The sequence below is a fragment of the Capnocytophaga sp. oral taxon 878 genome, assembly GCF_002999135.1.
Taxonomy (GTDB): domain Bacteria; phylum Bacteroidota; class Bacteroidia; order Flavobacteriales; family Flavobacteriaceae; genus Capnocytophaga.
This window is the reverse complement of record NZ_CP027229.1, coordinates 924,401-936,840: the sequence shown is the minus strand read 5'-3', so window position 1 is coordinate 936,840 and position 12,440 is coordinate 924,401. Positions and strand designations below refer to the sequence as shown.

General features: G+C 32.8%; 17 protein-coding genes. 12 read left to right on the top strand and 5 right to left on the bottom strand.

What is annotated here, in order from left to right; all coding sequences use genetic code 11:
• Positions 1–10 precede the first annotated feature (10 nt).
• The 4 genes from C4H12_RS04230 to lgt all read right to left on the bottom strand — a co-directional run bounded on the left by C4H12_RS04230 (position 11) and on the right by lgt (position 2,384).
• A complete protein-coding gene (locus tag C4H12_RS04230) occupies positions 11–541 on the bottom strand; it encodes a DUF192 domain-containing protein (protein WP_106097826.1) in 531 nt (176 codons plus the stop codon).
• 159 nt (positions 542–700) lie between these two features.
• Positions 701–853 carry a hypothetical protein gene (locus C4H12_RS13685; RefSeq protein WP_164997589.1) on the bottom strand — a complete coding sequence of 51 codons (153 nt, stop codon included), beginning with the start codon at positions 851–853 and terminating at the stop codon, positions 701–703.
• Positions 843–1,418, bottom strand: a complete 576-nt coding sequence (locus C4H12_RS04225; protein WP_106097825.1) for a zeta toxin family protein — start codon at positions 1,416–1,418, stop codon at positions 843–845. The genes C4H12_RS13685 and C4H12_RS04225 overlap by 11 nt, the downstream gene beginning before the upstream one ends.
• Complete coding sequence (gene lgt, locus C4H12_RS04220) at positions 1,419–2,384, bottom strand: prolipoprotein diacylglyceryl transferase (RefSeq protein ID WP_106099420.1); 966 nt, start codon at positions 2,382–2,384, stop codon at positions 1,419–1,421.
• A gap of 108 nt (positions 2,385–2,492) precedes the next feature.
• Here lgt and C4H12_RS04215 point away from each other — a divergent pair, with 108 nt between their 5' ends.
• The 11 genes from C4H12_RS04215 (at position 2,493) to C4H12_RS04165 (ending at position 9,771) form a co-directional block, all read left to right on the top strand.
• Positions 2,493–3,029, top strand: coding sequence for an RsmD family RNA methyltransferase (locus tag C4H12_RS04215; protein ID WP_106097824.1), 537 nt, complete (start codon positions 2,493–2,495; stop codon positions 3,027–3,029).
• A gap of 177 nt (positions 3,030–3,206) precedes the next feature.
• Positions 3,207–3,794 (top strand): hypothetical protein, encoded by a 588-nt coding sequence (locus tag C4H12_RS04210; RefSeq protein ID WP_106097823.1) that lies wholly within the window; start codon positions 3,207–3,209, stop codon positions 3,792–3,794.
• A 534-nt stretch (positions 3,795–4,328) separates the two neighbouring features.
• Positions 4,329–4,817 carry an Imm9 family immunity protein gene (imm9, locus tag C4H12_RS04205; protein WP_106097822.1) on the top strand — a complete coding sequence of 163 codons (489 nt, stop codon included), beginning with the start codon at positions 4,329–4,331 and terminating at the stop codon, positions 4,815–4,817.
• The gene (locus tag C4H12_RS04200) at positions 4,795–5,199 is read left to right on the top strand and encodes a hypothetical protein (RefSeq protein ID WP_106097821.1); all 405 of its coding nucleotides are present in this window, start codon (positions 4,795–4,797) and stop codon (positions 5,197–5,199) included. Before imm9 ends, C4H12_RS04200 begins: the two co-directional genes overlap by 23 nt.
• Before the next feature lie 73 nt (positions 5,200–5,272).
• The gene (locus C4H12_RS04195) at positions 5,273–5,707 is read left to right on the top strand and encodes a hypothetical protein (RefSeq protein WP_106097820.1); all 435 of its coding nucleotides are present in this window, start codon (positions 5,273–5,275) and stop codon (positions 5,705–5,707) included.
• 150 nt (positions 5,708–5,857) lie between these two features.
• Positions 5,858–6,649, top strand: a complete 792-nt coding sequence (locus C4H12_RS04190) for a hypothetical protein (protein WP_106097819.1) — start codon at positions 5,858–5,860, stop codon at positions 6,647–6,649.
• A gap of 254 nt (positions 6,650–6,903) precedes the next feature.
• Entirely contained in the window at positions 6,904–7,317 is a 414-nt protein-coding gene (locus tag C4H12_RS04185; protein ID WP_106097818.1) for a hypothetical protein, read from the top strand.
• 134 nt (positions 7,318–7,451) lie between these two features.
• Positions 7,452–8,042, top strand: a complete 591-nt coding sequence (locus C4H12_RS13750) for a hypothetical protein (protein ID WP_174688416.1) — start codon at positions 7,452–7,454, stop codon at positions 8,040–8,042.
• A 7-nt stretch (positions 8,043–8,049) separates the two neighbouring features.
• Positions 8,050–8,547: a hypothetical protein gene (locus C4H12_RS04175; RefSeq protein ID WP_129588206.1), complete on the top strand. Its 498-nt coding sequence runs from the start codon at positions 8,050–8,052 to the stop codon at positions 8,545–8,547.
• A 95-nt stretch (positions 8,548–8,642) separates the two neighbouring features.
• On the top strand, positions 8,643–9,173 hold the full coding sequence (locus tag C4H12_RS04170) for a hypothetical protein (protein WP_106097816.1): 531 nt from the start codon (positions 8,643–8,645) through the stop codon (positions 9,171–9,173).
• Positions 9,174–9,303: 130 nt separating this feature from the next.
• Positions 9,304–9,771, top strand: coding sequence for a hypothetical protein (locus C4H12_RS04165; protein WP_129588205.1), 468 nt, complete (start codon positions 9,304–9,306; stop codon positions 9,769–9,771).
• 66 nt (positions 9,772–9,837) lie between these two features.
• On the opposite strand, the gene C4H12_RS04160 is transcribed toward C4H12_RS04165, so the two are convergent.
• The gene (locus C4H12_RS04160) at positions 9,838–10,533 is read right to left on the bottom strand and encodes a DNA alkylation repair protein (RefSeq protein ID WP_106097814.1); all 696 of its coding nucleotides are present in this window, start codon (positions 10,531–10,533) and stop codon (positions 9,838–9,840) included.
• Positions 10,534–11,063: 530 nt separating this feature from the next.
• On the opposite strand from C4H12_RS04160, the gene C4H12_RS04155 reads away from it, so the two are divergent.
• Positions 11,064–12,425, top strand: a complete 1,362-nt coding sequence (locus tag C4H12_RS04155) for a TlpA disulfide reductase family protein (protein ID WP_106097813.1) — start codon at positions 11,064–11,066, stop codon at positions 12,423–12,425.
• Positions 12,426–12,440: the final 15 nt, after the last annotated feature.

Genomic DNA, 12,440 nt, shown 5'->3' with positions numbered 1-12,440 from the left:
CTAAAAAGCTTTATTTTACTTGAGTTACTTCTACTTTATCACCTTTTTCAATACCCCACTTATCAGCCAATCCTCCATTAATTTCCAGCACATACATAGCAGGAGCTTCGGAAGGGAGAGAGGTTTCATCATAAGGACGTGCATTTTTAGCTATACTTACTACTTTTTTATCTTTGTTTAAATAGATAATATCCAAAGGAATTTCGGTGTTTTTCATATAGAAAGAGCGAGGAGCTTCTTCGGGGAAGATAAACCACATTCCTTGTAGTTCTCCCATTTGTGAGCGGTACATTAAGCCTAATGAACGTTCCATATCGTTTCTTGCAAACTCTACTTCAATAGTTTTGATAAGGCTATCATTCTTAAATAAAGAAAGGTCGCCATCACGACTAAACTCTATTTCTTGAGGGGTAATTTCTACTTCTTGTATGTAATTATTAGTTTTTTCATTACTGAAAAAGCGAGGTAGTACCAAAGCAATAGCAGCTAAGGCTACTAAGGCTAATGCTACTGTTACAAAGTGTTTTCTGAAAAAGTTCATTTTTTGCTAAATTTGAATTATGAATTAATTTTGTCTTTTTTGAAAAGAAATCTACAATTGTTTGTTATAGGCACAATTGATATTTGCCTTCTGCCATTGTTAGTTTAGTATATAGAAGGTTTTGTTACTAAGCAAAGAGGCTTTTTTTAGAAGACCTCATTATGGTTGTATTGTTACGATTTTACCTTCTTTCCAGATTACTACTTTCTGTTTGTTCTTGCGTTTTTCAGCTATCATTCGCTCATAAGCAAGTGATAAACCTTTTAAAAGTTTTTCTCGAAATAGCTGTTTTTCTGTATTTCTATCTTTCATAGCTGTTTTTAATTTTATTATAAGTATCTATGTCATAGCATACAAGCTCTTCCTCTTTATATTTTTCTGCTATAAGAACACAAACTCCGCTTGAATTATCATAAATCTGACAAATATCTACAATATCTATATAGAGATTAAACAGATTAATGATACCATTATAATATCTTCTTTCAATAGTTTCAATGGGAATGTTATGTCCTCCCTCTGCGACTCGTTGGGCAACACGTTCTTTAGCCATTGTTACATTCCGCAACCAAAAGAACAATAATGTAACCTCATAGCCATTGGCTTGTGCTTCTATTATTTTTTGTTTGTAACTTTTAGTAGCTAAGGTTGTTTCAAAGGCAAAATCAACTCCTTGGTGGAGTAGTTCATCCATACGGGTGAGCATAATTCTACCAGCTTGTACAGCTACAGTTTCAGGCTGAAAAGGCGATAGTCCTTTTGCTATTTCATCGGCATTGATAAATTCTCTACAATTTAGCACTTCAGGCAAAATGGTAAATGAAGCCGTAGTTTTACCTGCTCCGTTACAACCCGCTATAATGTACAGCTTTTTCATTTAATCCTTAACGATTAACTCCTTTTTTCTAAACAATAAATAAAAGCCAGCTATAATGAACGGGATGCTAAGCCATTGGCCTGTGGAAAGTAAACCTAAGGTGTTTTCAAAGCCTCCTTGACTTTCTTTTACAAACTCGACTAGAAAACGGATACTCCATAAAGCTACTAAGAAGATACCAAAGATGAAGTAAGGCTGTTGTTTTTTATCGGTTTTCCAATACACATACCACAATACCCAGAAAAGGCAGAAATAGCCAAAAGCTTCGTATAGCTGAGCTGGGTGCTGGTAGGGGATAGAGGCTAGTACATCGGTGTAGCGAGGATCGTGAACTATGAGTTTGTAAGCGGCTTGAGGGTCGGTTTGTTCCGTAATTTCCATAGCCTTACGTGCTGATAGGGCTCCACCTTGTACGAATTTCACTCCAAGAGGGTAGGAGTTACTTGCTATTTTGCCATTAATTTCGGAATTAAAGAAGTTACCAAAACGTACAAACATTCCGCCTATGGTGATAGGAATGACTACACGATCCAATATCCAAGAGAGGCTAATATCTTTGTATTTGCGTACATACAATATCATTGCGATGATGATACCTATAGCAGCCCCGTGACTTGCTAAGCCTGAAAAGCCTGTAAGTTCCCAGCCCCCGCCTGGTTTTTCTTTTATAGGGAGGAAGATTTCCAAAAGGTGGTCTTTAAAATAGTCCCAGTTATAGAAGAAGCAGTCGCCTAAACGGGCCCCTACTAAAGTAGCTACGGCTGTGTATACAAACAGAGTATCGAGCTGTGCTACGGTTTTACCTTCGTTGAGGTATATTTTTTTAGTGAGAAACCAACCTAAGCTAAAAGCAATTATAAACATTAAGCTATAATAGCGCAATTGAAAATCGCCAATGCCTAAAAAGGGAATGGGGATGGTGGCGAGTATTTCGTTAGAGTTCCATATAAAATTCAAAGTAATCATACGTGATAGTTTTGAAGTGCAAAAGTACAACTTTTTATGGAACCTACAAGTTTTTTTGGTTACTAATGTATTTATTAATATCTTTGTGCCCTTAAAAATCATAGACTTATGCGGATTATTTCTGGAAAGAACAAGGGCAAGCAACTTATTGCACCTGCTAAACTGCCTGTACGCCCTACTACTGACTTCGCCAAAGAAGCCCTCTTCAATATTCTTAACAACTACTATTATTTTGATGAACTTGTGGTATTAGACCTTTTTGCTGGTACGGGGAATATCAGTTATGAGTTTGCCAGTAGAGGGTGCCCCTCGGTAGTGGCTATTGATAGTCATAACGGCTGTGTGCAGTTCATAAGCAAAACGGCACGTGAACTGGACTATAATATTACAGCTCTGAAAGGTGATGTGTATGAATACCTTAAACGTACTACACAGCCTTTTGATCTTATTTTTGCTGACCCTCCGTACGACTTTCCTATAGAGAAATTTAGGCTTATAGCGGAGCTTGTTTTTGCCAACAATCTTCTTGCTGAGAATGGTACTCTTATTATAGAACATTCATCTAGAACAGACTTATCGGAGTTGCCACATTTTTCGGAAGCTAAAAAGTATGGGGGCTGTGTGTTCAGTATGTTTGAAAATTAGTAGATTAGCAAATGAACGGATTGTGGTTCATTTGCTAATTTTATTTATGTATATATTGAAATGTTATGGGTAGAGAGAGGTGTTTTTTGAGCTGGCTTGATAGCGTATGAGTTACAACTCTGTGAGTGAGGAAAAAACGCTCATAGCAATAATAAATAAGGATAAAATTATTAAAATATGTTTTATAAGACAAAGATTTCATTGAATATGCAAGGGATGGTTATTTTTGATCCTCTTGTTTTAGATAATTTTGTGCAATCAAAAGGTATAAAAGATGCGAACCTTTTGGATTATTTTATTCAGAACCCTGAGGTAGGTAATGCAGCTATAAATGAAGGAGTTATATTGCCTATTTACACTATTGAGATTTGGGATTATAAAATAATTGTTAATTTGGGAGAGGAGAGTGCAATAGCCCCTGAATGGAAACTTTTTAAAACCTTGTTATCATTTCCTTTTAGAGTAGAGAGTGAAAATGTTATAATAAGTGATATTTATGCTATAATGAATTGGAAACCGGATTATTATTTGAACTTCCCGCCTAAAGAAGAACGAATAGGTGTGGATGATAATTTTACAATTCCTAAAGGAAATTATTCGGTTGATATTTTAGGTTTTAGAGATAGTTTGAATGCTGATGTTGATAATAGAGAATGTGGATATGAATTCTTTTTCAAGAAAGTTTTGGACTTACCATTGATAGAGAACTTAAATATTGATGATATTAATTTTAAAGTTGATGGTACATCGGAGGGCTCATGGTAATGTATGGGTTTGGGTACTAAAAATATAATGCCAAGAAGTGCTTTTTTTGCGGATATAGATGGATTAAAAGGAATAGTGTCTTTTTTCTTAATTAGGTAATACAAGGATTTATATCTGAATGATGTTGGGTATAAAGTAGCTAAAGAATACAGTAGGAGGTAGCAAAGAGATAAGAGGGATGAGGAAAATGTAGTTTTTGGGTGGTTTTGTTGCGATTTTTTCAAAGAGAAGGTTTGGTTGTGAAATAGCTGATAATCAGATTTTTGACGCTTATCCTTCGTTTATAGTTCGTTTATAGTTCGTTATAGGTTCGTTTAAAGTAGGTGAAAGATAAGAGGTAAGAGGTAAGAGTGTGGGGTATGTTAGTTGCCAAAAAGTCTGATTATTAATGGATTATATTTTTTTCCAAAAAGTGATATAGGGGGTGGCAATTTTTGAGAGATTGGTAATAAAAATGAGAAAAGAATGAGAATTTTTTAGTTTAGGGGGTAGCTGTTGGTTAAAGATTGCTATCTGACAATAATAGAAAAAGTTATGGATGAAAAAGTTAAAGTTTGTTTACAAGTTGAAATTCCTCGTTTGAGTGAGGATGTGGATATAGATTCTGTGCGAGAGGGATTAAATGAGTATGTAAAAACTGTTATTTCGGGGATTAATGTTGCAGATTTAGGGGATTGGAGGCTTTTGATAAGGGTAACTTTACGCTCTACTAATGGAATAGGCATCTTTAAACGAGCAATGCGCTACCCTTCGGATAAAGAATTTGAGTTTTCTATTTCTGTTACCATACCTAATGAAAAGGAGGCTTCGTATGGGGTTTCTAAAAAAGTAGAAGAGGCGTTTTATGTGCCACTGAATGATAAGAACTTTTATATATTAGAGCGTAATTTTGAGAACTATAGCAATCTGTACGAATATATATTGGAGAGTAGTAAGCTTGCCATTCATTTGGCTTTTACAAAAGGCATTAGTTGTAATGGGAAAAAGATTATATTTTTGAATGATGTTACATATAAGAAATAAAATAGGTAAAGAATATAGCCTATTATATGATAAAGGGTATAGGAATGAAATTGTAGAAGAAGGTTTATTGTTTTCATCTTTAACCTGTAGCCATCCAGAAGTAGGGCTTATCTTTAATTTTTCAATAGAGAAAGGTGTTTTATCAATAGCAGTTACAACAAAAGAACTATTAGAGAAAAAGGTTTCCTTTGACTTTTTCTATATTTTAAAAGTTCTATATCCAGAGAGAAGATTTGAAGAAATAAAAGAACTTTCTTATCAAGAGGAAGTAGCAGCAAATTTGCTAAAAGTAGAGGAACTATTTAGTGAAAAACAAATTTGTAATACTATAGAGAAACTTACTTCTGCAATAAAGCAATATTCAAAAGAGCGATTCACATAGGTGAGGAGGAACAAGATAGACAATAGTTGAAAAAAGTAAGAGAAATAAAACAATATTCAAAAAATAGTGATCAATGATTGATTTGTTTGATTTGATAGAAAAACGTCATTTTCTGACATATAATGATTGTTATATGGGAAGAGAAGAAATGCTTGCTTATCTGGCTGAGAATCATATAAAATATGATATAGAAAGTACTTATGAGTTGGATTTGCAATGTGTTTTCGTTTGTATAAACAAGCATTCAAGAATACAAATCTTATTTTATGGCGATACTGTTTCAAATATCTTTCTTGAGATGTATGATACCTTTTATTTTTTTAAAGAACATAAAGTAAAGAATAATGGCATAGATGCTTTTATAAAGGAATTGGAAAAGTGTAAGATAGAATGGAGATTTAAAGAAACAATGAGTGATAAAATCATACTATTGGAGGTTGGTGCGTTAGTATTTCATTTTAATTACGATGTATGTTCCTATCTGTATAAAATTAGTTATAAGGAATAGGGGAGTATATTAATATAATGAGTAAATTAACAAAACAAGAACGGAGATATAGGCATCAGGTAAAATCATAGATTTAAGCTAACAAAACAAGAACTTAACTCTAAAATCCAAAAACATTTAGCAGTAGAATATACAATTAAAACATAGACTATGATTCATATTGAAAAAGGGAAGATTGATACATTTCAAGTGGGAGATTTTTCTGATATAACAAAACTAGAAAGTAAAGCTTTTACATTTTTCTTTGAAATAGAAAACAAACGTATTCAAACTATTTCTGTTCGTGATGTAAAAGAGATTGAAGTATATGGAAAAGTGGTTACAGTAGCTACTCTTGATACCATTACACAAGAAAAGCCTATTATAGATGGAGACTTCTATATTTATCCTAACTTACAGCTGTCGTTGTACATTGATTTTAAAAATAAAATCTTTGCACAAGTATTAGTTTTTGATAGTTCGTTAGTAGATTTATATGTTCCAAAAGAAAATAAACTGATAGAGGATAGCTTGCTGAGGTGTTCTAACGTCTTGGAATTGAAGCCTTTTAAAGCTGTTAATCAATATGTGTTTGATACTACTATAGAGAGTTTTAAAAAGGAATATAACCTTACCTCGACGCCTATTGAAGGAATAGGAGGAAAGAAGATATTGGAAAGTGCTTCTTTATTGTTTGAATTTTACAATCAGGTGCTTTGTAGCATATATGTAAAAACACCTCACTTATTTGATAAAATACTTGTAAAGGATTATGATTTGAATACTCAAGAAGATATAAAAAGACTTATAAGCACTGAAAAAGTATTATATCACGCTCATTGGATAGTACTCCCTGATTTAGGAATTAGTATTGAAGGAGATAATCTAACAAAGTTGTGTTTTTACAATGAATATGTAGCTTCTTTTTGGGGAAATATACACCGACCTATTACAAGTTGGTAATGTATCAAGAAAATCTTTAGTACATTCAAAATATTGTACTTTAAAGAGAAGCATTTTTAAAATCCTTATTGATAAGGTACGAGCTACAAGCTCATTATAGTAAAATACGAATGTTATAAAATATAAAAATAGAAGATAAACTGTCTGACGAGAGTCTAATAGAGCTAAAAAATAAGAGAAAGATAAATATCATATTTTTATTCCAACACTTAAAAGTTTTTTTAATACTAATAAATAATATTGCATAAAACATTATGAACAAATTGATTAGAATAATAGCTGTAATTACATTTTTCTGTGTATTTTCTTGTAAAGTAGTATCCAAAGATTTTTTCTGCTTTGGAACAGAAGAGTACAAACAAAAAGAAAAAAAGAATAGGATAAATACAGATGAGGCTGCAGATCTTTTTGCAAAATACTTTTTTGAGAAACATACTGAAAAGAATAAGATCAAAGTTAATTTGAATATCATCTATGATGGATATTATATATTTTCAGCAAGCACAATTTTGTATAATCATAAAACAGGAGAATACTTTCTGAATAATACTTATTGGGTTAATGGACAAACAGGAGAGATTATTAAACCTAATAAGAAAAAGTTGGATATAATTCTATCATTACCTTTAAAAGAGGTTTTTGATAAAGAGTTTACAAATAAATCTTAATACAATAGTTTTATTTTGGTAGATGCTCTGTTTTTGTATGGGTTTGTGTTTGTTCTGGTAAGTAATATGCGTTTTAGTACATTACTCAAAACACAGAAGTATAGGTAAGTATAATAAAAAAGTTCAACAAAAGTATGGAAATAAAAGAAAATTTTTCAGAGTCAATATATGAAGATTTTAGTTCGTATTCAAAAGAAATAGAAGAAAAAACCTCAGAAATACCCGAAAATGATTTACTTTTTTGGGGTAGTTGGTTTTGTGAGGTTTTATATCAAAGGTGTAAAAATCATATTCAAGTTTTTTTGACCGATGAAGAGGTTTCATTGATTAATGAAATCATAAGTTACTTGTGGAATCTTGTTGATGAGAAGGAACAAATTGATATGAGTAAAATTAATTTGTGGAGAGAGAAACTCTATGAGATAGATGAAACATATTATTTCGATGAAACAGATTGTCATCAAAAAGAAATGTTTGAGTTAATAGTTTCTTTAGATGAAATTTTAATCTATTGTCAGTCAGGTGAAAGAGGATTTGAATTTAGAGTTTCTCAATCAATTATAAATGTAATTGATATAATGTTACAAGATGAAGATAAGGATATTTTATCAAAAGAAGGATTTCAAGATGCTTTGGTTCAAAATGAAATTAAAGCTCAATTTGAAATGATATCTTTACTTAAAGAGAAAAAATTAACAAGTGAGTTTAAACATTGGTTACGATAAATTAGCTATGAATCAGAAATTTGTAATTGACATTAATATTGAGAAAGAGGAATGTGATATAGTTCCTTTTGTTTCCTACGAAGTTGTTAAATATATTTGGGGATATATAGAAGAAAAGTTCTTAGTTCCTGAAAAAATATGGATAAATGATAAATTCACGTATCATTTTTCAATTGTTATTGAAAAAATGGAAGAAGAAGATGTTTTTTTTCAAGAAAATTGTTTTAATACAGAAAAAACAAAATACCTTACTCCGAAATTTTCTACTTCCAAAGAAAGTAGATACACAACCCTTTTTATTACCTCGGGAGAACTTAGTAAAGATATGGATATAAGGATTTTTTCTTGTATGCTTTATAATGTTCTGTCGTCTATTGTTTTAACCTATACCCAAAAACTCTCTATAGATGATTTTGTAAGAGAAAGAGAGTATTTGGATTTTAATTTTATAAGTACATTCCCGTATCCTGCGAGTATAGAAAGTAGCAAATATATTATAGAATAATATAATGTTCCTTTATGTGAACAATACCCCAAGGAGTCGCCCCTGCTTAGGTGCGCAAAAAAATTTACAAAAGTAAAAGCTAAACATTATTAAATATGAATCAGAAATTTGAAATTGATTTTTATGTCTGGAAAAAGGATTTAGGAGATACTCCTAAAATCTCATATAAACTTATTGAGTATGTATGGAATTACATAGAAGAAAAATTCTTAGTTCCTAAAAAAATATGGGTAAATGATAAATATACTTATATTTTTGGGCTATGGTTAAGAAAAAAGAAACCAGAACAACTATATTTTCAGGAAAACATTTTTAATACAGAGGATACGAAATATACTGTTCTTAAGTTTAGGGCTGCTGTTAATTCAATGAAACAAACTTCTTTGTATGTTACCTCTACATTAATTGATGGACAAACACCCCCTAATGTATGTGCTTCAATGATATATGATGTTTTTGCTTTAATAATTCTTCTTTATACTAAAAAACTTACCCCAGAGGATTTTATAAAAGAAAAAGAAGGATTGGATGAAACTATTATTAATAGTTTTCCCTTTCCAGCTTCTGTAGAAGAGTCTAACTTGATAGTTATTGAGGAGGGTGAAAAGGTTGTGTATGTAAAATAAGAAGGCAAGCAGTAAGAACTTATTACTTGGCTGTTTGAAGACTTTGTACTTGTAGCCAGAATAGTAGATGAACAGAGGTACAGTGGGAATTTCTTGGCTTTTGGGCAAGGATGAGATTCTGGAGACTATAATGGCAAAATTTGAAGAGTTTCTAAGGTATGAGAAAACAACAATGGTGAGACATTCTTTTCACACAAGTTTTCTTTACTTGCTGTACAGAAAAGACTTTACCTCTTTGGAAAAATATTTTGATAATGAGGATAGTATTTACGTTCGATTATTAGTGAATATTGAAAAATCGAATCAAGAGTTAATGCCTTTATTGATAGAGGCTTGCGACAATCATCTTATTCGCTCCTCGGCAATGAGCAACAAAGTGATTGATACTGAATTTTGCTGTTTAGACTTATATCCTTACGAGATATTTTGTTACTTATTAGTAAGAGAAAAAATGGGCTTTGAAACCCCTGTAATTCCTCATAAATTAATGGAGACACTGGTAGCGACAGCGGATTTGTCATTGGCTACTTATGCGCCTGAAGATGATGTTTTGTACCAAAAGATTCTCTCACGCTTGGAAAGGGGGACACACACATAAACTATGTAATTAAACTTATTGCCTTGCCAATACCAAATGCTAAAGTGCGAGCTTATGGCTCGCACTTTATTTTTGCACAGAGGGTAATTTGAAGTGTAGTAAATATTCCTTTATATGGGGAGGAATTCTTTTGCTTTCTCTTGCCTTTTGTATGGTTTTATTCTGTACCCAAGGTGAGAGTTTTTTGTTTTCGATATATGGGATGGTTGCTTCGTACTGCTTGGCTAAAGCGGTAGCAAAGTACCAAGCTATCATCATATTAATATAATACTGATTGGACTGGATATGTGCTACCCAAGATAAGTGTTCGGGTTTAAACTCGGTGTCTAAATAATTGGAAAGCAGCAATCCTATAGCGTATCGCACGGTGTAGGTTTGGGTGCTTTGTAGCCATTTTTTGATGTATAGAAGTGTTTCGGTAGGGTATTTTAGGAGTATTTTGGGGGCGAAAGTATCGCAAGTAGCCCAGTTATCGATGTGAGGTAAAAAGTCTTGGATGAGTTGTATAACTTCTTCAAAATTTTTGTTTTGCTCGATAATAAAGCCGTGTAGGTTGTTTTCTTCATAGTAGTAGTGTGGTAGTGCTTGGAGGAATGCTTTGGCGGTTTGGGGTTCTGTTTTGGCTATTTCCTTAGCTAATGAGCGTAGGGCAGGGGTGCGGACTCCGATAATACGGTCTTTATGGACTGTGGGTATGAGAGCGGAGTTAAAATCACGGTAGGGGAGGTCGGCTAAGGCTAAAAGGCGGTCTGTTATGTTCATAATAATGAATGATTAGAGTTGCAAAGGTAGAAAAATAATTGATAAGTAGCAATTCATATTAAAAAATAAGGGGGGAGAGGGAATGAGAAAAATGTAATGTTTTGATGATTTTGTTGCGAAATTGTTAAAGGGGTTGTTTGGGGGTAAATCGGCTGATATTCAGCAAAGTAATGCTTATACTTCGTTTATAGTTCGTTTATCCTTCGTTATAGGTTCGTTCATCCTATAAGATTCCTATACTGAAGATTGGGGTAGGGTAGGGGAGTAATGTGTTGTATTAGAATGGTTTGTGTTATTGCGGTAGAGGAATGACAAGAGGAAAGTGAAGGAGGTGTGGTGTTGAAGGATTGCTAATGAATTAATATGTTTTAAGAGTTAATTATTAGTGATAGGAGGGAGGGGGAAGCGAGAGGGGCGGGGAGTAGGAGAAGGAGGATACTTAATAAAATGTGAAAAAAATGTTTGAGATTCTATTGTTAATTAATAAATATTTGTATCTTTGCAGCTTGAAAAATATTATTTACAACATAATGAAAAAACTATTTATCCTATCATTAGCCACTTTAGGCTTTATAGCTTGTTCAAAACGAGCTGATTACATTGTGCTGTCGGGTAAAATAGACGGCTATAACGGAGTCCCTATTAAGGTTATAGGGGGAGATTTAAACGTAGATTTAAAGGTGAAACCTGATGGGACTTTTCGTGATACTTTAAGAGTAGCTACCAACTACTATTACTATTCAATCACGAACCCTATGTACGGTATTAACCTACCGGTTTACTTGGAAAAAGGGGGGCAAGTGAATGTAGATATCGACCTTACTGGCAAAGGTGTTAATACTACTTTTGGAGGAGATAATACTGCTATCAATAATTATTTGCAAAAGAAGGAGGTAATCCATCTGGATGCTCAAGAGAGTTTGACAACTCTTTTCTCTAAAAATCCTGAGGAGTTTAGACAAGATGTAGTAGCTTTAAGCAAACAGTTTTTGGACTTATTGAATAGTGAAAAAGAACTCTCAAAGGGGTTTGTTACTATGGAAATTAAGTCGATAAACTATGAAATGCTTTATATTAAGAGTTTGTATGAAGGCGCTCATAAGCAATTGAAGAAAGAGGAAGTTAAGCTGCCTAAAGAAATGGCGGATGAACTTAAGAGGCTTAATAAAGACTTATCACAAGATTTTGAGATACATAGGTATTATAAAGAATTGCTAATGGATGATTTGTACAATAAGTATGAGGCTTCGGTAGAAAAGAATTTAGATCCTTGGGATAATATTGTTAAACATATTGATTCATTAAAATCGGAAAATATTAGGGGCGGGCTTTCACGTTCATTAATTTCGGCAATATCGGTAATTAATACACCTGAGACAAATGACCAACTTATTAAGATCGTAAGAAAAAATGTGAAGGATGCTGCAGGTAAGGAAGACTTAGAAAAACGCTTGGCAGTAATTGAAAGACTAAAAGAAGGGAAAGAATTTCCTAGCTTTGAAGGAGAAGATATGCAAGGTAATACTGTTACTTACGAGAACTTAAAAGGGAAATTGACATATATAGATATATGGGCAACCTGGTGTACCCCTTGTAGAGGAGAAATGCCAGCTTTGCAGGCTTTGGAAGAGGAGTATAAAGATAAGAATATTACTTTTGTAAGCTTATCAATAGATACAGATAAAGCAGCTTGGAAAGGCTTTGTAGAGGGAGAGAAATTAGGAGGAGTACAGCTTTATCTAAAAGGTGATGCACCTGCTCTTTTTGAAAAATATGACATAACAGGTATTCCTCGTTTTATTTTGGTTGATAAAGAAGGTAAGATAATTAACATAAATGCGCCACGCCCTTCAGACTCTAAGATCAAAGAACTTATCAACGCACATTTATAGAAATAACTATTTATT